The 19,706-nt window shown below is 67.6% G+C and carries 22 protein-coding genes and 1 tRNA gene; 13 read left to right on the plus strand and 10 right to left on the minus strand.

Features of this window, described 5'->3' with window-relative positions:
- Positions 1-139: 139 nt before the first annotated feature.
- Both BGP17_RS04480 and BGP17_RS04485 read right to left on the minus strand, forming a co-directional pair.
- Positions 140-1,438: a glycosyl hydrolase family 28-related protein gene (locus BGP17_RS04480; RefSeq protein WP_286711137.1), complete on the minus strand. Its 1,299-nt coding sequence runs from the start codon at positions 1,436-1,438 to the stop codon at positions 140-142.
- Positions 1,439-1,862: 424 nt separating this feature from the next.
- A complete protein-coding gene (locus tag BGP17_RS04485; protein ID WP_286711138.1) occupies positions 1,863-2,270 on the minus strand; it encodes a hypothetical protein in 408 nt (135 codons plus the stop codon).
- 305 nt (positions 2,271-2,575) lie between these two features.
- Here BGP17_RS04485 and BGP17_RS04490 point away from each other — a divergent pair, with 305 nt between their 5' ends.
- The 6 genes from BGP17_RS04490 (at position 2,576) to BGP17_RS04515 (ending at position 4,988) form a co-directional block, all read left to right on the plus strand.
- The gene (locus BGP17_RS04490; RefSeq protein ID WP_286711139.1) at positions 2,576-2,788 is read left to right on the plus strand and encodes a cold-shock protein; all 213 of its coding nucleotides are present in this window, start codon (positions 2,576-2,578) and stop codon (positions 2,786-2,788) included.
- A 94-nt stretch (positions 2,789-2,882) separates the two neighbouring features.
- Positions 2,883-3,092, plus strand: a complete 210-nt coding sequence (locus BGP17_RS04495; protein ID WP_167301520.1) for a hypothetical protein — start codon at positions 2,883-2,885, stop codon at positions 3,090-3,092.
- Positions 3,089-3,247 carry a hypothetical protein gene (locus tag BGP17_RS04500; protein ID WP_167301521.1) on the plus strand — a complete coding sequence of 53 codons (159 nt, stop codon included), beginning with the start codon at positions 3,089-3,091 and terminating at the stop codon, positions 3,245-3,247. The genes BGP17_RS04495 and BGP17_RS04500 overlap by 4 nt, the downstream gene beginning before the upstream one ends.
- Positions 3,248-3,430: 183 nt before the next feature.
- Positions 3,431-3,967, plus strand: coding sequence for a DUF3617 domain-containing protein (locus BGP17_RS04505; RefSeq protein ID WP_286711140.1), 537 nt, complete (start codon positions 3,431-3,433; stop codon positions 3,965-3,967).
- A 119-nt stretch (positions 3,968-4,086) separates the two neighbouring features.
- On the plus strand, positions 4,087-4,488 hold the full coding sequence (locus BGP17_RS04510) for a glycine zipper 2TM domain-containing protein (protein ID WP_086130735.1): 402 nt from the start codon (positions 4,087-4,089) through the stop codon (positions 4,486-4,488).
- Between the two features lie 74 nt (positions 4,489-4,562).
- Complete coding sequence (locus BGP17_RS04515) at positions 4,563-4,988, plus strand: OsmC family protein (protein ID WP_167301523.1); 426 nt, start codon at positions 4,563-4,565, stop codon at positions 4,986-4,988.
- A 940-nt stretch (positions 4,989-5,928) separates the two neighbouring features.
- Here BGP17_RS04515 and BGP17_RS04520 read toward each other — a convergent pair.
- Complete coding sequence (locus BGP17_RS04520; RefSeq protein ID WP_286711141.1) at positions 5,929-6,366, minus strand: cupin domain-containing protein; 438 nt, start codon at positions 6,364-6,366, stop codon at positions 5,929-5,931.
- Between the two features lie 105 nt (positions 6,367-6,471).
- Here BGP17_RS04520 and BGP17_RS04525 point away from each other — a divergent pair, with 105 nt between their 5' ends.
- From BGP17_RS04525 to BGP17_RS04545, 5 genes are all read left to right on the plus strand, one after another.
- Entirely contained in the window at positions 6,472-6,831 is a 360-nt protein-coding gene (locus tag BGP17_RS04525; RefSeq protein WP_167301525.1) for a glycine zipper 2TM domain-containing protein, read from the plus strand.
- Between the two features lie 103 nt (positions 6,832-6,934).
- The gene (locus tag BGP17_RS04530; protein WP_286711142.1) at positions 6,935-8,113 is read left to right on the plus strand and encodes a glycosyltransferase; all 1,179 of its coding nucleotides are present in this window, start codon (positions 6,935-6,937) and stop codon (positions 8,111-8,113) included.
- Between the two features lie 59 nt (positions 8,114-8,172).
- On the plus strand, positions 8,173-8,328 hold the full coding sequence (locus BGP17_RS04535) for a hypothetical protein (RefSeq protein WP_167301527.1): 156 nt from the start codon (positions 8,173-8,175) through the stop codon (positions 8,326-8,328).
- A 77-nt stretch (positions 8,329-8,405) separates the two neighbouring features.
- The gene (locus tag BGP17_RS04540; RefSeq protein ID WP_286711143.1) at positions 8,406-8,999 is read left to right on the plus strand and encodes a hypothetical protein; all 594 of its coding nucleotides are present in this window, start codon (positions 8,406-8,408) and stop codon (positions 8,997-8,999) included.
- A gap of 41 nt (positions 9,000-9,040) precedes the next feature.
- Positions 9,041-9,667 carry a TMEM175 family protein gene (locus BGP17_RS04545; protein ID WP_167301528.1) on the plus strand — a complete coding sequence of 209 codons (627 nt, stop codon included), beginning with the start codon at positions 9,041-9,043 and terminating at the stop codon, positions 9,665-9,667.
- Between the two features lie 82 nt (positions 9,668-9,749).
- Here the strand turns inward: BGP17_RS04545 and BGP17_RS04550 are convergent, their stop codons facing one another.
- The 5 genes from BGP17_RS04550 to yajC all read right to left on the minus strand — a co-directional run bounded on the left by BGP17_RS04550 (position 9,750) and on the right by yajC (position 14,217).
- On the minus strand, positions 9,750-10,871 hold the full coding sequence (locus tag BGP17_RS04550; protein WP_286711144.1) for a DUF3089 domain-containing protein: 1,122 nt from the start codon (positions 10,869-10,871) through the stop codon (positions 9,750-9,752).
- Positions 10,872-10,939: 68 nt separating this feature from the next.
- Positions 10,940-11,311 (minus strand): Mth938-like domain-containing protein, encoded by a 372-nt coding sequence (locus tag BGP17_RS04555; RefSeq protein ID WP_086130728.1) that lies wholly within the window; start codon positions 11,309-11,311, stop codon positions 10,940-10,942.
- Positions 11,312-11,315: 4 nt separating this feature from the next.
- Positions 11,316-12,269, minus strand: a complete 954-nt coding sequence (secF, locus tag BGP17_RS04560) for a protein translocase subunit SecF (RefSeq protein ID WP_286711145.1) — start codon at positions 12,267-12,269, stop codon at positions 11,316-11,318.
- Between the two features lie 14 nt (positions 12,270-12,283).
- The gene (secD, locus tag BGP17_RS04565; protein WP_286711146.1) at positions 12,284-13,876 is read right to left on the minus strand and encodes a protein translocase subunit SecD; all 1,593 of its coding nucleotides are present in this window, start codon (positions 13,874-13,876) and stop codon (positions 12,284-12,286) included.
- Positions 13,876-14,217 (minus strand): preprotein translocase subunit YajC, encoded by a 342-nt coding sequence (gene yajC / locus BGP17_RS04570; RefSeq protein WP_086130725.1) that lies wholly within the window; start codon positions 14,215-14,217, stop codon positions 13,876-13,878. Before yajC ends, secD begins: the two co-directional genes overlap by 1 nt.
- 143 nt (positions 14,218-14,360) lie before the next feature.
- Between yajC and BGP17_RS04575 the strand changes: the two genes are divergently transcribed.
- Positions 14,361-14,437 (plus strand) — tRNA-Pro (locus tag BGP17_RS04575).
- 111 nt (positions 14,438-14,548) lie between these two features.
- Here BGP17_RS04575 and BGP17_RS04580 read toward each other — a convergent pair.
- Positions 14,549-15,721 (minus strand): acyltransferase family protein, encoded by a 1,173-nt coding sequence (locus tag BGP17_RS04580; RefSeq protein WP_286711147.1) that lies wholly within the window; start codon positions 15,719-15,721, stop codon positions 14,549-14,551.
- Between the two features lie 161 nt (positions 15,722-15,882).
- Here BGP17_RS04580 and BGP17_RS04585 point away from each other — a divergent pair, with 161 nt between their 5' ends.
- A complete protein-coding gene (locus tag BGP17_RS04585; RefSeq protein ID WP_286711148.1) occupies positions 15,883-17,232 on the plus strand; it encodes an MFS transporter in 1,350 nt (449 codons plus the stop codon).
- Positions 17,233-17,267: 35 nt separating this feature from the next.
- Here the strand turns inward: BGP17_RS04585 and BGP17_RS04590 are convergent, their stop codons facing one another.
- Positions 17,268-19,553: a glycoside hydrolase family 3 N-terminal domain-containing protein gene (locus BGP17_RS04590; protein ID WP_286711149.1), complete on the minus strand. Its 2,286-nt coding sequence runs from the start codon at positions 19,551-19,553 to the stop codon at positions 17,268-17,270.
- Positions 19,554-19,706: the final 153 nt, after the last annotated feature.

A 19,706-nucleotide genomic window follows, 5' to 3' on the forward strand; every position in this document is an offset into this window, starting at 1 on the left:
CGGGGAGAGGGGCACGCAACGAGCACCGCGGAAGCAATGGCGGGGGTGATGCCCCCCGCTACGCTTTCCTTCATACGTAACACTCCGCTAAGCCCCACAAGTCTCCACCGGCGGGCGGCAATGGCGCGATCACCTCGTACTAGCTGACTTTCAGCGTGTTGGTCGATGTGTCGTGATACACCAGCCCGGTAACGCCCGCTGTCGTCGGCAAGCCGAGCGTCGACACCACCGCTCCCAGATTGGCGCGCGTCCACCGTATAGGCGTGGCGCCGAGGTTTGCCGAAGCCTGGGTGGAACTGCTGGCGAAGTTCACGTCCGTGGTGATGAAGTTCGACAGCGCAACGACATCCGCCTTGCCAGCATCGCTCAACGAATAGCCCTCGACATCGATATCGTTCGAAATGAAGCGAACGCCATCGCCCGCCGCCGCGATGCCGATCGCGTTGCCTGGCCCCGTCGCCCGGATCATGTTCGCCTGGACGCTGGTGCCAGCACTCGCCACAATTGCCACGCTGCCCTCCTCGGCAACATCGGTGTAGATTCGGTTTGTCGCGATCTGGGTGAAGGATCGATCCGCCCCGGTGAGCGGGAAATTGATGATCCCGAACTGCGTCCATTGCAGAATCGTGTTGTTGTTGAGCTGATGGCGCGCCGTCGGACCGGTATTCACAGAGGCGCGGATGCCGATATTGTTGTTGACCACGATGTTCGAGGTCACGAGGCAATCGAAGACATAATCCTCGATGTAGATGCCGACCGCGTATTCCGAGGCTGCACCTTCGACCCGATTGTGACCGACGATGACTTCTCCGTTTTCTCCGGAACCGGTATTGTGGCCGACATAAATGCCGATTCCGCGATTGCCGATCACGGTGTTGTTGGTCACGCGGGAGGCGCGAACCCGTCCTTCCAGACCGATCGAAATCCGGCTCGTTTGGCAATCACGGACGATGTTGTTGTCGATGACGAGATGGTCGCAGAGCTCGGTCGCGTTCCAATAGGTGGAGACGATGCCCTGCTCAGCAACATCGTAGACCTCACAGTTCCGGACCGTCACGCGGTTCACTGCATTCAAATTGATGCCGTTCCCATGGGTATCGCTGGGGCCGGGCGTATAATTGGAACGGTTGCCGTTGATCGAAAGATTTTCGATAAGAACGTCGTCGACCACCGCAACGGCAGCGGGATAGCCATTGGCGACACGAATGCCGTCTATCCACGCACCGACCAGAATCGTCGAAAGACCGATCCCGTCGCCATAGATATGCAGGTTGCCGGTGGAGAACGCGAAATGGTCGGTCAACAGATAAGTGCCGCGGGGGATATAGACGACGCCACCATTCAGGGAATCTATCGTCGATGCAACCAGCTGAAACGCTGGAGTGTCGTCGGTAACGCCGTCACCGATTGCACCAAAATCCTTTACATTAAATAACATGCAAGCCTCCTCGGTTTCCGATAGGCACGGCACCATCATCGGAACAAAGAGAGAACTTTCAGGCATAATCCAACATTGCACGCGAATTTTCCAGTTCGCGATTGCCAAGCCCTGCGCAACATCCGTCCGCTGGGCTGATCAAGCAAGAAGCAGGTCACCTTCGCCAGGCAGCGCAGCCATCGACCAGTCGCCGATCGGCCACACCCCGCGCTCGAACCCGGCGATCTATGCCGGCGCTTCACCAGCATCCATGACGGGTCCCCGGGGTTCCCCGAGACCCAGGCGCGGGGCCGCAAGCCCGGCCGTTTCAGCGTCAACGTCAAGGGAGGCGTGCACGGAAGGAGCCCGTGGCCCCGGAATAGCGCTTCCTCTTCCCGCCCCGGGGCGAGGGTTGGGGAGAGGGGCAGGTTGCCCCTCCCCTCGCTCAATAGAAGCGCGCATAGACCTTGGCGCTGCCGAAGCTGCCCCGGCAGTATCGCGCATTGCTGGGCCAGGGCCTCCTGCCGTTGCGATATGACCAGCTGCTCGATTCCCAGCCATAGGTGATCAGCAGCCTGCCCGGCCGCGCCTGCACCTGCTGGCCGATCCAGCGGTCGAACGCCGCCTGCATCAGCCCCTTCACCCGTGCCGCGTCACCGCAGTTGCGCACGCCGGACCAGGTGCCGATCGCTCCGGCCAGGTCCGCGCGGGCGATCTCGATCCGGGCGGTATCGGCATCGGCCGGCAGCGCGTCGCGCGCCAGCTCGCTGGGGGCGAGGGTCTCTTGTGCCTGCACGCCCATCGGCACCAGCAGGGCGGCCGCGGCGGCGGCCAATGCGATCCTGTAGCTCATGTCTCTTCTCCCTGAACGAAGGCCAGGCCTTCCGCCCCGGGGGATAGCGCCGGCCCGGCACCGGCACGCGTGACGGCGATCACGCGGCGGGAATCGCGGCTCGCACAGGCATCGAGACGGCCGGCGGGACGGTGCCGTCATGGCCGGGGGGTTGCGCTTTCGGCCCCCGCTCCCCACATACTAGATGCTACAGTCGCATTTCGACGGTTTTCGGCGCTTTGCGGCCCCTTCTTCCTTCCATCTGCCCCTTGCAGCGCGAGGTCCGCTCGCACTGGGCGCGGCCGATAACATGAGGAAGAAAGCACATGAGCTATACCGGCACCGTCAAGTTCTTCGATGCGACGAAGGGCTTCGGCTTCATCTCGCCCGACGGCGGCAAGGACGATCACTTCGTCCATATCAGCGCCGTCGAGCGTTCGGGCATGAGCACGCTCAGCCAGAACCAGCGCGTCACCTACGAGCTGGAGAACGACAAGCGCGGCCGCCCGTCGGCCGCCAATCTGTCGCCGGCTGAATAACGGACTCCGACAGGCGGCTTCGGCCGTCGGCGGCGTCTTCCGCTCCCTTGCGGGGGCGCCGCCACCCCAACGTCCTCTCTTGGAGAACGCACCCGTGGCAAACCAACCCGATTTCCGGGCTCAGGCGGCGAAATGCCGTGCCGAGGCCGATGCCGCCACGCTCGAAAATGTCCGCGAACAGCGGCTGCGGGCAGAAGCGGCATGGCTTGAAATGGCCGTCCGCCAGGAACGAACCGTCAGCTCGCGCATTGCACGAGAGGCGGCCAGTCCGGCCATCCGATCAACAACACAGGAAACTACATGAACTTTTTCAATCGAATACACGAAACCCAGATTATCCGCGGCGCCAGCCGGCCCTTCCAGGCCTTTGTGCCGCCGCACCGCCGCCTCTTCCCCCTCGAGACCAGCCAGCGTCAGCGCGCCATTGCCCGCGCCGCGGCGATCGAGGTGCTCGGCTAGGAGCCGGCGCTTTCTTCCGGGGCCGGCTTTCGGCCTGGCCCCGGCCCATCCCTTTCCATAACGCTTCCGTCCATCCGGTCTCCTCGTGCGCCCAGTCGAGCGCGGGGCCGGGGCCACATGCCGTTTTTCCGCGTTCAAGGCATAGCCCCGTCCGGGGCAGGTCAACTGAAAGAGGGGATTCCGATGAAGCGCTTCATCATGCTGCTGCCGCTGGTCCTTGCCGCCTGTAATTCCGGGCCCAAGGTCACGGCCGAGAATGCCTCGGTCGAGGAAGTCTCGAACAAGGTTGCCGCGGCCCAGGGCTCCGGCAGCTTCATCTCGCCGGGCCATTGGGACGGCAAGGTCACCATCACCAATCTCGACATGCCGGGCATGGACAAGATGCCGCCCGAAATGGCGAAGACGATGAAGGACAAGATGATGAAGGGCCAGGAGTTCGCCAGCTGCGTGACCGAGGCCGACGTCAAGTCGCCCAAGGCGGGCATGTTCGGCGGCGACAAGAGCTGCCGCTACGATCACTTCACCATGGCCGGCGGCACGATCGACGCGAAGATGACCTGCGAGACCGCCGGCCAGAAGCGCGACATGACGATCAAGGGCACCTATTCCCCCGATTCCTATCACACCGAAGTGACCTCCAGCGGCGGCCAGGCCGGCACCATGGCGATGACGATCGACGCGAGGCGCGCCGGCGCCTGCACCGGCAAGGAGAAGAGCTGACGCAAGCGGCGGGGCGGCGAAGCGCCGGCCCCGCCGCCCACCAATTTCGTGATGGAGGCGAAACCTTTTCCGCCCCCCGTGCATTCCCCCAGGCGAGCGGGTTCACGGAGGAGAGACCGATGCGCATCCTGATCCTCGGCCTGGCGGCCACGACGGCGCTTGCCGGCTGTACCGATTACGACACGCGGCCCGGCGGCGGCTATGGCTATCGCGACTATGACTATAACCGTCCGGATCCGTCATATGGCGGCTATTATGCCGATCGCTATTATCGCGAGGGCCGCGGCTATCGCGAATATCGGCTGGGCCGGAACGACCGTGTCTATCGGGGCCAGGACGGCCGCTATTATTGCCGCCGCTCGGACGGGACCACCGGCCTGGTGGTCGGCGGCGTGGCCGGCGGCCTGCTCGGCGCGGCGATCGCACCGGGCGGCTCGGAGCTGCTCGGCGCGCTGCTTGGCGCGGCGGCCGGCGGCGCGGTAGGCTCGTCGGTCGAGAAGGGCGAGGCGCGCTGCCGCTAGCCCGAACGGACGGCCTTCAAGCCGGGCCCCGGATTCCCTAGATCAGGGGCCCGGCAAAGAGGGAGATGCATGCCATGACGACCCGTACCGCGACTGCCCGCTACGAAGGCTTCGGCAAGGAGGGCAAGGGCCATATCACCACCCAGTCGGGCGTTCTGACCGACCAGTTCTATGGCTTCAACACGCGCTTCGCCGACGAGCCCGGCACCAATCCCGAGGAACTGGTCGCCGCCGCCCATGCCGGCTGCTTCACCATGGCGCTGAGCTTCGCCCTGGCCCGGGCCGGCTTCAGCGAAGGCTCGCTGGAAACGCGCGCCGCGGTGAAGCTCGAGCAGGATGGCGACGGCTTCACCATCACCCGCTCGGACCTGACGCTCAGGGCCAGCGTCCCCGGCCTGGCCCAGGCGCAGTTCGAGGCACTGGCCGCCGGTGCCCATGCCAATTGCCCGGTCTCCAAGCTGCTCAAGGCGGAGAGCAGCCTCGACGCGACCCTGCTCTGATCGCCGCGCCGTCCCGGCGCTTGCCCGGTGCCTGCAATGCAGGATTTCGCCTGCCTTGCCGGCGCCATGTGGGGCATGCGTCGGGCTGCGGACAGGTGCCTGAGTTGTCGAGCTGGGGCTAAGACCTCGATTTCCTTCGTCACCCCCGCCTGCGGGGGAGTGACGGGCTCCGCTGAATGTGTCCCGACCCGGGTTCCGAACCTCGGCCGGGCGGCGCCGCGCAACGCAAAAGGGGCCCGGCATTGCTGCCAGGCCCCGTGTCGCCGGACTGCTGCCGTGGATCCGGACGGATCGTCGGCATGGTTTCGGCGGCATCCTCGGCTCGCGCCGGCAAGGGCATGCGAACCTCGGGTCGGTCGTCGAGGCTGGCCGTTGTCCACTCACCCCGAAAGGGAGTTGCGGTTACCAGCCTCGGCGGCCCGCTTCGTCTCTTCGGCCGGGGGCCGGAAATCGGAAGCCTTGCTGGATGCTTCTCTCCGCTCGATCCCTCCAGGTCCTTCCGCATCGCTTGCGCAGCGCGTCCGGCTGGCCAATCTCCCGGCAGGCCGTTCCTTCGCTCCCGAAACCGGGCGCTTGCGCACCCCTTTCCGCGAACCAGGGTTCCAACCCCTTTCCGCTTCGTCCTTCCGCCTCGGGCGATGCTTGCGCAGCACCCTCCGCTTCCGGCCGAACCGTGCTCCGGCGTCCCTCGAAACCTCGGCAGCGCCTGGGCGGCACTTCGGCTTCGCAACTTCCGGGGCCTCGCATCCCCGAACCATCTCCGAATGCGGTTTCCCGAAGGCACCTGCACCGTTTCCGGCCCGTGTAAACCTCTGATCTTGCTTTGGTTTCCCGCCGCCGGACCGTTCCGTCTACAGTCATGATGGTGTCATCGAACCCGAGTCGCGCAAAGCGCGAAATACCCCTGCAGACTTGTGAAGACTGTGGATAACGTGGACAACTAGGCAATATTATTGCGCGGGGACCAATTGGGAGGCGCCAATTCGAACCCGGCGAAATCGAAGCCGGGAACGACGATGCAGCTCACCAGCGCCCATCCGTGCGGCGCCTCGGTCGCCTGCCAGCGATTCGCCGGGACCAGGCACTGGGGCGCATAGCCGGCGGTCACGTCGCCGCCAAGCCGGGTCGTCGCCGGATCGCGGTCCGCCGCGTCGGCGATGTGGAGCGCGAGCGGGCTGCCGGCGTGCCAGAGCCACCATTCGTCGGCATCCACCCGGTGCCAGTGCGAGCGCTGGCCCCGCTCGAGCAGGAAATGGATCGCGGTGCCCCCGGCCCGCCCGTCCGCGCCCGGCGCCGCTCGCCAGGTCTCGCGATACCAGCCGCCTTCGGGATGGGGCACCAGTTGCAGCCGCTCGATGATCGCCCGCGCTTCGTCCATTTTCCTTCCTTCCGATGAACGATATGTTGTCTTCCGTTCATGAAACTAGTTCGGAACCGAAACGTTAGGTTCCCGGTTTGCCCCAAAGTGCATCAGGAGTGTAACATGCGGAAATTCATTCTCGCGCTCGGCGCGATCGCCGTGGCCGTGCCGTCCGTCGCGGTGGTTCCGGTCGCGGCCAACGCCGCCGCCATCGCCAAGGCCGGCGTCGACGGCAACTGGTCGCAGGATCGCCGCGATCGCAAGCGCTATGCCTATCGCGAGTGGCGCGGGCGTGACGGCCGCAGCTATTGCCGCAAGCCCGACGGCACCACCGGCCTGGTGGTCGGCGGCGTGGCCGGCGCGCTGGTCGGCCGCACGATCGACACGCGCGGCGACCGCACCGTCGGCACGCTGCTCGGTGCCGCGGCTGGCGCGGTGGCGGGCCGCGAGATCGAGCGCAGCGGCAAGCGCCGCTGCCGCTGATCCCCTGCCGGCAACAGGAAACGGTTCGCCCGGAGAACGCGCCGGGCGAACCGTTTTTGCATGGCGAGCGGCCCATTAACCCTTGCCGGCTATAGGCGGGAACATGCTCCGCGTGCTCGTCCTCTCGACGCTCTTCCCCGATGCGTCGCGCCCCAATTTCGGCATCTTCGTCGAGCGCCAGACCCGGGCGCTGGCGGAGCGGGAGGATGTGGAAGTGCGTGTCGTCGCCCCGCTCGGCCTGCCGCCCTGGCCGCTGGCACGGCTTTCCCGCTACGCCCGTCTCGCCGCCCTGCCGGAGCGCGAGACCTGGAATGGACTGACGGTCCACCGCCCCCGCTTCCGCAACCTGCCGGGCACCGGCGGCCGCTTCCATGCCCGGGCCCTCGCCGCCGCGCTCGCCCCGCTGCTCCGCGCCATCCGCGGGGAGTTCCCGTTCGACGTGATCTCCGCCGAGTTCTTCTTCCCCGACGGCCCCGCCGCGGTCCTGCTCGGCGAGCGCATCGGCGTGCCCGTGTCGATCAAGGCGCGCGGCTCCGACATCCATGACTGGGGCCGGCGCAAGACCATCGGGCCACAGGTGATCGCCGCCGGCCGGAGGGCGGACGGCGTGCTCTCGGTGAGCGATGCACTGCACGCCGACATGATCGCCATGGGCATTCCGGGCGAGAAGGTCGAGACGATCGCCACCGGCGTCGACCTGGCCCGCTTCGCGCCCCGCGACCGTGCCGCCGCCAAGGCGGAGCTCGGCATCAACGGGCCGCTCGTCCTCTCGGTCGGCGCGCTGATTCCGATCAAGGGGCACGATATCGTCATTGACGCTGTCTCGACGCTTCCCGGCGTCACGCTGTGGATCGCCGGAGAAGGTCCCGATCGCAAGCGGCTCGAGGCGCGGATCGAGCAGCTCGGCCTGGGCGACCGCGTGCGGCTGCTCGGCTCGATCCCTCCCGATCGCGTCGCCGCCGCGCTCGCCGCCGCCGATGCGATGGCGCTTGCCTCGGAACGCGAGGGCCTCGCCAATGCATGGCTCGAGGCGCTGGCGAGCGGCACCCCGATCGTCGTCCCCGATGTGGGGGGGGCCCGCCAGGTGGTCACGGCGCCAGCAGCCGGCAGCATCGTTCCGCGCACCCCCGCCGCCTTTGCCGAAGCCCTGGGCGCGCTGATCGCGGCGCCGCCCGCTCCGGCCGACACCCGCGCCGTCGCCGCGCCGTTCACCTGGGCCGCCAACAGCACCCGCCTCCACGCGTTTCTCCAGCGCCTCGTCGATCGCCGCCACGGCACCTGAGGGAACCGCTTCGCCCCGCCCGCCGTTCGTGCCCGGGGCGTAACGGAGAGAGATGGACGATGGACCCTTTTCGCAACCTGCCCGAGCGGCCCGCCGAAGCGCCGCCGCTCGTCTACTACATCCTGCCCCAGGCGGAGCAGCCGCCCGAGACGCCGATCGGCCCGGGCGACCTGGAGATAGAGTTCGAACCCGATTGGGAAGCGGAAGAGGAGTGATTCTTTTCCGCGTTGACTAGGCGGCGTCGGTCCGTGACATTCATGACAGTGAAGTTACCAGCGGTGGAGACCGAGTGATGGCGGGCAAGAAGGACAAGCGGGCCGGCGATACCAAGCCCGAGAAGAAGGGCTTTCTTCCCAAGAGCATCGCCGGGATGAAACTGCCCAAGGAACTGCGCAGGCAGCTTGACGCGCTGGCCAAGCATCCGGTGGTGAACGATCTGCTCGCCGCGGGCCTGGTCGCACTGGCCGCCAAGCTCAAGCCCAGCGAGAAGGCCGAGGAAGCGGCCGCTCCCGCTTCCCCGCCCGCCCCGACGCCCGCATCGGCCCCTGCCGCGGCCAAGCCGGTGGCGAAGCGCACGCGCACCGTCGCCGCGAAGCCGGCCGCCAAGGCGCCGTCGAAGCGTGCGGCCAAGCCCGCATCCGCGGCCAAGACGCCCGCGACGCCGGCCGCCGCCAAGGCGCCCGCAACCAAGGCCGAGGCCAAGCCGGCGGCGCCCAAGACCGCGGCAAAGCCCAAGGCGGCTCCAGCCAAGCCGGCCCCCGCGACCCTATCGGCACCCAAGCCGGCGCCGAAACCGCGCAAGGCCGCGGCGGCCAAGGCGCCGGCCACCACGCCGCGCGCCACCACGCGCCGCGCCAAGACGACGCCGCCCAAGACGACGCGCTGATCCTCTGCTAGGCACGCTGCCGAACCAGAGGGGGAGTATCGATGAAAGACAAACCGCACGCCGAGGGGCCGGCGCACGGTCTCGAGCGCATGGCGTTCTTTTCCGACGCGGTGTTCGCGATCGCGATCACGTTGCTGGTGATCGAGATCCATGTGCCGCACATCACCGCACCCTATACCGATGCCGCGTTCCTCGAGGCGCTGAACAAGCTGATCCCCAATTTCATCGGCTTCTTCGTCTCGTTCTTCGCGATCGGCGCCTTCTGGGCCGGGCATCACCGCGCCTTCGATTGCGCCCGCCAGTGGAGCCCGGTGCTGTTCGCACCCAATCTGCTCCTGCTCAGCACGATCGCGGCGATGCCCTTCTTCACTGCCTTCACGGCGGAGTATTTCGGCCACCGCGTGCCGACGGCCTTCTATTGCGGCTGGATGGTGCTGATCTCGATCTTCAATATCATCGTCCAGCGCATCCTCACCGCGCCGCCGGTGGTGGGCGAGCATGTGTCGGAGCAGCACCGCAGGATGATCCGCCAGCGCGGGCTGGCGGCGTTCCTCGGCTCGGTCACTGCCTTCGTCGTCAGCCTTGTCGTGCCGTTCCTCGGCCAGGTCGCGCTGATCTCCATTCCCTTCTGGCGCCAGCTGCTGATGCGCATCTCCCCGGCGCGCTAGGTTGGAAATCCAAACAAGTATCTGATTTTATGCCGTCATCCCCGCGCAGGCGGGGATGACGATGAAAGAAGCTAGGCCGCGCCTAGCGCTTCTTCGCCCAGGCACGATACTGGCGCGCGGTCAGGTCGACCAGGTCGCCCTGCGCCAGGTTCATGTCGATCAGGTGCAGGCCCCAGTCCTTCAGGATCGCGTTGCCCACCTTCACGTCGCCGGGAATGGTGTCGGTGCGCGCATCCGCCGGATCCGCGTTCACCGTCACCGCGAGATAGTTGAAGCCGTCCCTGTCGACGCACTCGGTGGAGATCAGCCCCGGCACGCTGACAAAGGGCGTGGCGACGGGCGCGCCGTCCTTGCTCCAGGCCTCGGCCGGGCCCGGGATCAGCATGTTGCCCCCGGCATTGAGATAGGCATGCGCCACCGCCCTGCCGCCGCCCAGCGCCGCCGGGTTGGTGCAGCCCGCCTCGACGCCGGGCCTGTCGCCCCTGGCGAAGCGGCTGCCAGCCGGCGGCGGCGAGTCGGCGCGGAAGCTCGCATAGGTGACCACGCATCCGGCCTGATCGGCGCTGCGGCACAGCGGGATCGTCGGGAATATGCCGCCCACGTCCTTGCCGATCGGGACCGGTACCGAGCTGCCGATCAGCATCGCCGAGACCAGCTGCTTCTGCGCGGGCTTGCCGTCGATTTCGCGGGCGACGAGCTGGGTGAGGATCAGCGAGCCCTGGCTGTGCCCGATCAGCACCACGCCGCGCCCCTTGTTGTCATGGGCCATATAGTCGTCCCAGGCCGCCTTCACGTCGCGATACGCCATGTCGCGGTCGATCGCCGGCGCGCCGCCGCCCATGAGGCTCCTGAGCGCGGTGAGCGTGACCTGGCGATAGACCGGCGCGAACACCCGGCAATTGGCGCCGAACCGCGCCACCTGGAACTGGGCGACGCGCTTCTCCTCGGGGCCCGGGATCATGTCGCTATTGGGCGTCGGGTCGAGCGAGATGGTAGGATAGACGTAGAAGCAATCGAACTGGGGCGCACGCGCAGCCTTGAACGGCTCGACGCGGCGCGCGCCATCGGCGGTGACCACCGTGGTGGAGAGGTCCGCTGCACACGCATCCTGCCGGCCGGGCCGGCAGAGCCAGTTGGCGGAATTGCGATAGTCCGGCGTGTCCGACCCAGCGGCCATGGCCAGCGCGAGCGCGAGAATCATCATGCTGCCTCTCCCTTTCCGGGCAGCATACCCAATGTTCGAGCGATGCGGAAAGCCTCCCCTCCGGGAAACTAGTCCAGCGGGTAGAGCGCCCCGGCGATCCAGCGCAGTTCGGCGCGCAGCACGCCCCAGGCACGGGCCGCGGCGCGGCTGTCCATCGCCTCGATGCCGATGCCCCTGGCGCCCAGCGCCTCGGCCAATGCCCGCGGCGGCCGCACCAAAGTCCTGCCGGTGCCGAGCAGCAGGAATTCGGGCCGGGGCTCCAGGCCCAGCAGGGGCGCGAGATCGGCCTCGGTCAATTCGGCGATCGGCGGCGGCGCCCATCCGTCGGCGCGCTCGGGCGTGATGAGCAGCCCTTCATAGACGCCCTCGTCGACGCGAAAGCCGCGCCCGGAGAAGCCGGAGATGACCGGCCCCTCCGCGCTGGCGCGCTTCACTTCCATCGGCTCAGCGGACGCGCTCGGCGCCGCTCGCCGGCGAGGGCTTCTCCTCGCGCGGGCCCGGCTTCAGCCCCAGCGTGATCAGCAGCGACGACGAGACATAGATCGACGAATAGGTGCCGACGACGATGCCGAGCATCATGGCGGCGGTGAAGCCGCGCAGCACCGGGCCACCGAAGATCAGCAGCGAAGCGAGCGCCAGCATGATCGTCAGCGAAGTCATCACCGTGCGGGGCAGCGTCTCGTTGACCGAAAGGTCGATGAGCTCGCTCATCCCCATCTTGCGGTATTTGCGCATGTTCTCGCGGATGCGATCGTCGATCACCATCTTGTCGTTGATCGAATAGCCGATGATCGTCAGCACCGCGGCGACGATGTTCAGGTCGAACACCATGCCGGTGACCGCGAAGAAGCCGAGCGCCATCAGCACGTCGTGGATGATCGCCACCGCGGTCGAGATGCCGAACTGCCATTCGTAGCGGAACCACGAGAAGATCGCGATGCCGATGATCGCCAGCACCACGGCCAGGATGCCCTTGTTCACCAGCTCGCCCGAGACCTTGCCCGAGACGGTGGAATAGGTGCTGAAGGTCGCGCCCGGGAACTTCGCCGCCAGCGCCGTCTTCACCGTCTCCACCATCTTGTCGACCGCGTCGGGCGTGGTCGAATGCGGGACCGGCAGGCGGATCGTCACCGTGTTCTGGCCGCCCAGCTGCTGGAGCGCAGCCTCGCCGAACCCGAGCTCGTTCACCGTCTCGCGCACCTGGTCGAGATGCGGCGGGCTGGCGAACTTCTCCTCGATGGAGACGCCGCCGACGAAATCGACGCCCATGTTGAGCCCATGGATCGCCACCAGCGCCACGGCGGCGATGGTGAGCAAGGTGGTGACCGCGAAGGCGATGAAGCGGACGCGTACGAACCCGATGTTCGTATTGTCGGGAATGATCTTGAGGAGCCGCATGCGCGTCGCTTCCGTTAAATGTGGATTTCGGTCGGCCGGTTACGGCGCAACCAGATCGTGACGAGCATGCGGGTGAACACGACGGCGGTGAACACCGAAGTCGCGATGCCGATCAGCAGCACGACCGCGAAGCCGCGCACCGGCCCGGAGCCCAGGATCACCATGATCAGGCCGGCGATCGCGTGCGTCACGTTCGCCTCGAAGATCGTCCGGCTGGCTTCCTTGTAGCCGAGCTCGACCGCCTGGCTCACGCTGCGCCCGCGCCGCCGCTCCTCGCGGATGCGCTCGTTGATCAGCACGTTCGCGTCCACCGCGGTGCCGATCGTCAGCACGAAGCCGGCGATGCCCGGCAGCGTCAGCGTGGCGTTGAGCAGCCCCATCACCGCCAGGATGACCAGCACGTTGATGATCACCGCCAGCGTGGCGTAGATGCCGAAGCGGCCATAGGTGAGGATCATGAACGCGATCACCGCGATCACCGCGATGATCGAGGCCGTGACGCCGGCGCGGATCGAATCGGCGCCGAGTTCGGGGCTCACCGTCGACTCCTGCACCACTTTCAGCTTCACCGGCAGCTTGCCCGAGCGCAGCGCGATCGCGAGCTGGTTGGCGCTCTCCACCGTGAAGCCGCCGTTGATCACGGCGCTGCCGCCCAGGATCGGCTCGTTGATGTTCGGGGCCGAGATCACGACGCCGTCGATGATGATCGCGAACGGCTTGCCGCTATTCTCCTGCGTCACCTTGGCGAAGCGCTTCGAGCCGGCACCGTTGAGCTGCAGCGTGACGCCGGGGGCGCCGGTCTGCGGGTCATAGGTCTGCTTGGCGTCGACGAGCATGTCGCCGCTGATCATCACCTGGCGCTGCACGGCGACCTTGCCGCCCGCCTGGTACGGCATGATCACATCGCCGGCGGGCGCCTCGCCGCGCTGCACCGCGTTCTGATCGGCGTTGACATCGACCAGGCGGAACTCGAGCACCGCGGTCTGGCCGATCAGCGCCTTGAGCGCGGTCGGGTTCTGCAGGCCCGGCACCTGCACGACGATGCGGTTGGTGCCTTCGCGCACCACCGTCGGCTCGACCGTGCCGAGCGCGTTGATGCGCGTCTCGATCACTTCGCGGGCATCGCCCATCGCGGTATCGATCGCTTCGTTGATCCCCGCCTCGGTCGGCGTCAGCACGAATTGCGACGAATTGACCACGGCGACGTCCCACTGGCGCTGGCCGGTGGTGCCCACGCCCGTGCCGGTGATCGCCAGCAGCTTCTCGCGCGCGGCATCGACCTTGGTCGGGTCGCGCAGCATGAAGCTGACCTTGCCGCCCTGGATCGAGATGTCGCCGATGTCGATCTTCGGGTCCTTGCGCATCTCGGCGCGGACCTGATCCTGCATCTGCGTCAGCTTGGCCTGGCGCACGTCGTCGGTGTTCGCCTCGAACAGCAGGAAGCTGCCGCCGGCGAGGTCCAGGCCGAGGTTGATCGCCGGCTTGGGCACCCAGCTCGGCCAATGGTCGCGCGCGCTCTTCGGGAAGAAGCTCGGAATCGACAGCGCGATCATGATCGCGATGCCGACCAGGATCGTCGTGATCTTCCAGCGGGGAAAGTCGAGCATCAGTCGTTCGCGGGCTTCGCGCCGCCGGCCGGCATCACGCTGGTGAGCGTGGCCTTGATCGCGCGGACCTTCACATTGGGAGCGAGCTCGATCTCGACTTCGGTCTCGTCGACCTTGGTCACCTTGCCGAGCAGCCCGCCGCCGGTGACGACCTGATCGCCCTTCTTCACGGCGTTCACGGCGTTCTGAAGATCCTTCATCCGCTTCTGCTGCGGGCGAATCATCAGGAAGTAGAAGGCGACGAAGATGAGGACGAGCGGCGCAAGTCCGAGGACGCCGCCCATCGGGTTGGCCTGGGCTGCCGCGCCTGCGGCCTGTGCATGTGCTGGCGTGATGAGCATGGGGTCCTGATTATTATTGTTATGGGCGGAGGAATCCGCACCGTTCAAGCGCGGCGCGCTAACATGCGGCACACCCCGGCGCAACTATTGTCGCCCATGGGTTGCATCCCGCGCCGGTCCGGCCTAGAGGGCGCACCCTTGGTCGGGGCGTAGCGCAGCCTGGTAGCGCATCACACTGGGGGTGTGGGGGTCGCAGGTTCGAATCCTGTCGCCCCGACCATTTCATCGATCGATCGCCGATCCGCCCCTTTCGGGGCCCTGCCCTCAGCCATGACCCCGATACCGCGAACCCTCACTCGCGTTCGCGCGGGCGCGCGCCTGCGCATCCCGGTCAGGGCGCCGCGATCTCCTCGGGCAGGGTCTGGCGCGCGCGCATCCGGTCGCCGGCGACCCGGGCGATCACGGCCTTGCCCAGACGCTGCCCGGGCAACTCGACCAGCCTGTAGGTGACATAGGCGAGGACATAGGTGGCCGGCACCACGATCGCGCCGGTCAATGCGAATCGCCCGGCCGCGCCAAGCCCGGCGCCGAAACGCGCGATCACGCCCGCCGCGACCGGATACAGGATCAGCAAGTGGATAAGATAGGCGCCATAGGAAAGCTCCCCCAGCCAGTGGAACAGCTTGCCGCCCAGCAACCGCGCGACCCGGTCGACGGCGCCCAGCGAACGCAGATGGACGAGCGCGAAGAAGCCCAGCACCAGCGCCTCGCGCACGACGATATGCAGCAGGTCGTGATCGCCCCCCACCGGCATCACCGCGAGCAGCATCGCCACGACGAGATGGACGCCGATCCGCCCCCGGCCCGGCCCGGGATCGGCAGCGATCAGCATGCCGCACAGGAAGAGATGCAGCTTGAGCGGCAGGAAGGCGGGCATCGGGAAATCGAGCCCCAGCCGATGCGCGATCACCGCCAGCCCCAGCGCCGCACCCGCCGCGACCAGCGCCGCCGGCACCCAGCCGATCCGCCGCGCGAGCAGCACCAGGAACGGAAAGGCAGCGTAGAACTGCATCTCCAGCCCCAGGCTCCAGTCCGGCAGCGGAGTGCGGAAGGCATAGTCGGGAAGCAGGCCGAACACGAAACTCGCATGCGCCGCGATATTGGCGAGGCTCGCATCGGCATAGCGCTCGCGCGGCTGGAGCGGCTGGCCCAGGAAGCTGTCGATCGCCACCCGGTCGGCATAGAGGGCCGGCCCGGCGAGCAGCGCCGCCGCCAGCGCCACGTAGAAAAGCGGCGCGAGGCGAAAGAAGCGGCGCGCCCAGAACGCCGCCCAGGTGCCGGGCGCACGCCAATCCTCCGCACCGGCGCGCAGCCGATACTGGAACACCATCAGGAAGCCGGAGAGCAGGATGAACAGGTCGACGCCGAGATCGGGCTTGCTCAGCACCGGCAGGCGGAAGCCGGTGAGGATCACCAGGTGCCCGAACAGCACCCAGAGCGCCGCCAGCCCGCGCAGTCCGTCGAGACATTCGACTCGTCGGATGTCGGCCGGCCGAATGTCCATCGCACACCTCCAACGCCGCCCGCCGTTCCCCGGCACGACAGCCGTATCCGGAGCCCGGACCGCCGCGCAAGCCCGCCCGTCGACGCGTGCCGCGCCCCCCTGCCTGGCGCACGCGCGATAAGCCCGTGACGGGGGCGCCCGCGCCGCGCTAGACAGGCCCGATGATCGTCCGCCTCCGCGCCGCGCCGGCACGCCTCCGGCTGCTGCTCTTCGCCTTCGGGGACTTCGCCTTCAACCTCTACTGGCAGAGCATCATGCTCTTCCTGCTCTTCTATTACACCGAGGCGCTCGACCTGCCGGTGGCGCGGGCCGCCGCGATCTACACCATCGCCTCGGTATGGGACGGGCTCGCCAATTTCCTCGCCGGCGCGATCGCCGACCGGCGCGAGCCCGGGCGCGGTTATGGCCGCTTCCTGATGCTGGGCAGCATCCCGCTGGGGCTCGCCTTCGTCCTCACCTATATGCCGCCCCTTGCAAGCGGATGGTGGGGCATCGCGACGATCTTCGCCGGCCACCTGCTCTTCCGCACCGCCTATGCCGCGGTGAACGTGCCCTATCTGGCGATGAGCGCACGGGTGAGCAGCGACAGCCGCGACCGCGCCTTCCTGGCCGGCATGCGCATGCTGTTCGGCACGATGGCGGCGGTGCTGGTCGCGCGCGGGACGCTGCCGCTCGGCGCCTGGCTGAGCGGCAGCGCGGTTCCCGCCCAGGCCTATCTCGGCGCGGCGATCCTGTTCGCGATCCTGGGCACCGCGATCCTCGTGCTGGTCGGCGCCAGCTACCGCGAGCAGGTCGTGCCCGCGCGCACCCAGCCCCCCTCGATCGCGGCCAGCCTCGCCAGCCTCGCCGCCAATCGTGCCTTCGTCACGCTCAACCTCGCGATGATGGCGATGATCGTCGCGGTGACGATCCTCAACAAATCGGTGCTCTATTATTTCAAGTACTTCGTCGGCGACGACGTGGCGGGGCAGAGCGCGCTTGCCTGGATGGGCGTGGTCGGCGCGGCGGCGGTGCCGCTCTGGATGCTGCTCCAGCGCCTGCTCGGCACGCGCGGGCTATGGTTCCTGGCCGCCGGCTTCTGCATGGCGGGGCTGGTGCTGTTCGCCGGCGCGCATATCGACCGGGCCGCGCCGATGCAGCTCTTCCTGGTGGCGATGCAGGCGCTGATCGTCGGGCTGCACTTCGCCTATTGGGCGATGCTGCCCAACACGGTGGAATATGGCGAGAAGGCCACCGGCCTGCGCGTCGAAGGCGCAGTGTTCGGCATGGCCGCGCTGCTCCAGCGCATCGCGATCGGCGTCGCCACGCTGCTGCTCGCAAGCGGCTTCGACGCGGCCGGCTATGTCGCCAACGTCCGGCAGAGCGAGGCGACCCTCGCCGCGATGCGCATCACCATCGCGCTGGTGCCGCTGGCGTTCCTGGCGCTGTCGTGCGTGCTGATGCTGCTCAACCCGCTGGGCAAGGGCGCGCATGCCCGGATCGTGAAGGACCTGGAGGGGCGTTCCGAATAGATCCTCCCCCGCCTCGCGAGGGAGGATCCAGGAGATCAGGCCGCCAGCGTGAACTGCGCCTTCACGCCCTCGGCTTCCGCCGACGGCGCGATCCACAGGTCGAACAGCCCCGGCTCCACCGTCGGCTTGTTCTCGCGGCCGATGAACAGCAGCTGTTCCCGGCGCAGCTTGAACGTCACCGTCTCGCTCGCCCCCGGCGCCAGCGCCAGCTTGCGGAACGCCTTCAGCTCGCGCACCGGCCGCGTCACGCTCGCCACCCGGTCGCGGATGTAGAGCTGCACCACTTCCTCGACTGCGCGGCTGCCCGAATTGGTGATCTTCGCCGAAACCGCGATCTCGCCGTCCCAGGCCAGGGTCCCCGGCACCGACAGGTCCGAATAGCCGATCTTGCCATAGGTCAGGCCGTGCCCGAACGGGAACAGCGCCGAGTTCGGGATGCCGCGATAATGCGCCTTGTACGGCTGGAGCGGCCCCTCCGGGTTCGGCCGGCCCGTCGGCTTGTGGTTGTAGTAATAGGGCTGCTGCCCGGGCGAGCGCGGGAAGCTGCACGGCAGGCGCCCGGCCGGGCTGTAGTCGCCGAACAGCACATCGGCAGTCGCGTTGCCGCCCTCCGAGCCCAGGAACCAGGTGACGAGGATCGCCGGCGCCGCCAGCACCGCGCCGTCCAGCGCCAGCGCCCGGCCGTTCTTGAGCACCACCACGATCGGCTTGCCCGTCCGGGCCACTGCTTCCGCAAGTTCCATCTGCGGCGCGGGAATCACGATCTCGGCGCGCGACTGCGCCTCGCCCGACATGTTCTCGCTCTCGCCGATCGCCAGGATCACCACGTCCGCCGCATTGGCCGCGGCCACCGCCGCCGCGATGCCGCCGGGCAGCGGCGCCTCGACGCCCGAGCCGAGCGTCACGCTCACCGAGCCCTTGTCCGCCACCGCGCCGCGCACGCCGCTGGCCAGGTCGATCGCCAGCGCATTGTCGCCATAGACCACCCAGGGCCCGTTGATGTCGCGCTTCCCTTCCGCGAACGGCCCGATGATGGCGATCTTCTTGCCGCTCTTGGGCAGCGGCAGCAGGTCGCCGTCGTTCTTGAGCATCACGATCGACTTGCGGCCGCTCTCGCGCGACAGCGCGATCGCTTCCCTGGTGCGCGAGCGCGCCTTTTCGCGCTTGGCGTCGATCCGGCGGAAGGGATCCTCGAACAGGCCGAGCCGGGCCTTCATCGCCAGGACCTTGCGCACCGATTCGTCGACCAGCGCGATCGGCACTTCGCCCTTGGCGACGAGATCGGGCAGATGGTCGCGGTAGAAGCCGCTGGTCATGCTCATGTCGACGCCGGCCAGGAAGGCGAGCTTCGCCGCCTCGCGCGCGTCCGCCGCAAAGCCGTGGTCGATCATTTCCATGTCCCCGGTATAGTCGGAGACGACAAAGCCCTCGAAACGCCATTCGTCGCGCAGGATCTTGCGCATCAGCCATTCGCTGCCGGTCGAGGGCACGCCCGAAATCTCGTTGAACGACGCCATCGCCGAGAGCGCGCCTTCGTCGAACGCAGTCTTGAAGGGCGGCAGATAGACTTCGCGCAGCGTCCGTTCGGAGACGTCGACGGTCGAATAGTCGAGCCCGGCCTCGGCCGCGCCATAGGCGGCGAAATGCTTGGCGCAGGCCAGCATCGCGTCGTTCGCCTTCAGGTCCTTGCCCTGGAAGCCGCGCACCCGCGCCGCGGCGATGACCTCGCCGAGCAGCGTGTCCTCGCCCGCGCCTTCCATGGTGCGGCCCCAGCGCTGGTCGCGCGCAATGTCGACCATCGGCGCGAAGGTCCAGTCGATGCCTGCCGCAGCGCCTTCGTACGAGGCCATGCGCGCGGTGCGCTCGGCGAGATCGGGATCGAACGCCGCCGCCTCGCCCACCGGCACCGGGAAGATCGTACGATGGCCATGGATCACATCGGCGGCGAAGAGCAGCGGGATCTTGAGGCGCGCCCTGGTCATCGCGACGGTCTGCATCCGGCGGGCCATCTCGGCGCCGTTGCCGTTGAACACGCCGGTGAGCCGCATCTTCGCGACTTCCTCCAGCTGCTGCTCGAAGCTCGGCCCGTTGGTGGGCGGATTGAGCGCGGTGGCGACGCCGCCGCCCCAGGCCGCGGGCAGGATGGTGAGCTGCCCGGCCTTCTCCTCCACCGTCATCTTGGCGATCAGCGAATCGATGAAGGCGGGCACCGGCAGGCTGCCCGCCGCCTGCAGCATCGCGCGCGCCGGGCTCGCGGCCCAGGCCGCGACCGCTCCGGCTCCCATGAGAGCCGCGCGTCGCGAAATCCTGGTGTCGAACATCTCGTTTCCTCTCCTGAACGCCCGCCGCTGAACGCCGACGGAAATTGTCTGCACCCGGCCGGCCGCGAAACTTTTTTGCTTGTCGCCGCCCGCCGTAACCGGTTACATAACTCGCGGACGGGTTGTATTGCAATCGCCGAAGCGGTCTGAAAC

Origin of the sequence: Sphingomonas sp. 67-41 (genome assembly GCF_001899725.1) — a bacterium.
Classification (GTDB): Bacteria; Pseudomonadota; Alphaproteobacteria; order Sphingomonadales; family Sphingomonadaceae; genus Sphingomonas; species Sphingomonas leidyi.

What these genes read in the sequence shown, in the direction of transcription:
- BGP17_RS04500 (WP_167301521.1), top strand. Translation starts at nt 3,089, where the DNA reads ATGAACTTTTTCAATCGAATACACGAAACCCAGATTATCCGCGGCGCC.
- BGP17_RS04545 (WP_167301528.1), top strand. Translation starts at nt 9,041, where the DNA reads ATGAAAGACAAACCGCACGCCGAGGGGCCGGCGCACGGTCTCGAGCGC.
- secF (WP_286711145.1), bottom strand. Translation starts at nt 12,269, where the DNA reads ATGCGGCTCCTCAAGATCATTCCCGACAATACGAACATCGGGTTCGTA.
- BGP17_RS04590 (WP_286711149.1), bottom strand. Translation starts at nt 19,553, where the DNA reads ATGTTCGACACCAGGATTTCGCGACGCGCGGCTCTCATGGGAGCCGGA.
- BGP17_RS04530 (WP_286711142.1), top strand. Translation starts at nt 6,935, where the DNA reads ATGCTCCGCGTGCTCGTCCTCTCGACGCTCTTCCCCGATGCGTCGCGC.
- BGP17_RS04520 (WP_286711141.1), bottom strand. Translation starts at nt 6,366, where the DNA reads ATGGACGAAGCGCGGGCGATCATCGAGCGGCTGCAACTGGTGCCCCAT.
- secD (WP_286711146.1), bottom strand. Translation starts at nt 13,876, where the DNA reads ATGCTCGACTTTCCCCGCTGGAAGATCACGACGATCCTGGTCGGCATC.
- BGP17_RS04535 (WP_167301527.1), top strand. Translation starts at nt 8,173, where the DNA reads ATGGACCCTTTTCGCAACCTGCCCGAGCGGCCCGCCGAAGCGCCGCCG.
- BGP17_RS04550 (WP_286711144.1), bottom strand. Translation starts at nt 10,871, where the DNA reads ATGATGATTCTCGCGCTCGCGCTGGCCATGGCCGCTGGGTCGGACACG.
- BGP17_RS04580 (WP_286711147.1), bottom strand. Translation starts at nt 15,721, where the DNA reads ATGGACATTCGGCCGGCCGACATCCGACGAGTCGAATGTCTCGACGGA.
- BGP17_RS04540 (WP_286711143.1), top strand. Translation starts at nt 8,406, where the DNA reads ATGGCGGGCAAGAAGGACAAGCGGGCCGGCGATACCAAGCCCGAGAAG.
- BGP17_RS04480 (WP_286711137.1), bottom strand. Translation starts at nt 1,438, where the DNA reads ATGTTATTTAATGTAAAGGATTTTGGTGCAATCGGTGACGGCGTTACC.
- yajC (WP_086130725.1), bottom strand. Translation starts at nt 14,217, where the DNA reads ATGCTCATCACGCCAGCACATGCACAGGCCGCAGGCGCGGCAGCCCAG.
- BGP17_RS04505 (WP_286711140.1), top strand. Translation starts at nt 3,431, where the DNA reads ATGAAGCGCTTCATCATGCTGCTGCCGCTGGTCCTTGCCGCCTGTAAT.
- BGP17_RS04525 (WP_167301525.1), top strand. Translation starts at nt 6,472, where the DNA reads ATGCGGAAATTCATTCTCGCGCTCGGCGCGATCGCCGTGGCCGTGCCG.
- BGP17_RS04515 (WP_167301523.1), top strand. Translation starts at nt 4,563, where the DNA reads ATGACGACCCGTACCGCGACTGCCCGCTACGAAGGCTTCGGCAAGGAG.
- BGP17_RS04555 (WP_086130728.1), bottom strand. Translation starts at nt 11,311, where the DNA reads ATGGAAGTGAAGCGCGCCAGCGCGGAGGGGCCGGTCATCTCCGGCTTC.
- BGP17_RS04585 (WP_286711148.1), top strand. Translation starts at nt 15,883, where the DNA reads ATGATCGTCCGCCTCCGCGCCGCGCCGGCACGCCTCCGGCTGCTGCTC.
- BGP17_RS04490 (WP_286711139.1), top strand. Translation starts at nt 2,576, where the DNA reads ATGAGCTATACCGGCACCGTCAAGTTCTTCGATGCGACGAAGGGCTTC.
- BGP17_RS04510 (WP_086130735.1), top strand. Translation starts at nt 4,087, where the DNA reads ATGCGCATCCTGATCCTCGGCCTGGCGGCCACGACGGCGCTTGCCGGC.
- BGP17_RS04485 (WP_286711138.1), bottom strand. Translation starts at nt 2,270, where the DNA reads ATGAGCTACAGGATCGCATTGGCCGCCGCCGCGGCCGCCCTGCTGGTG.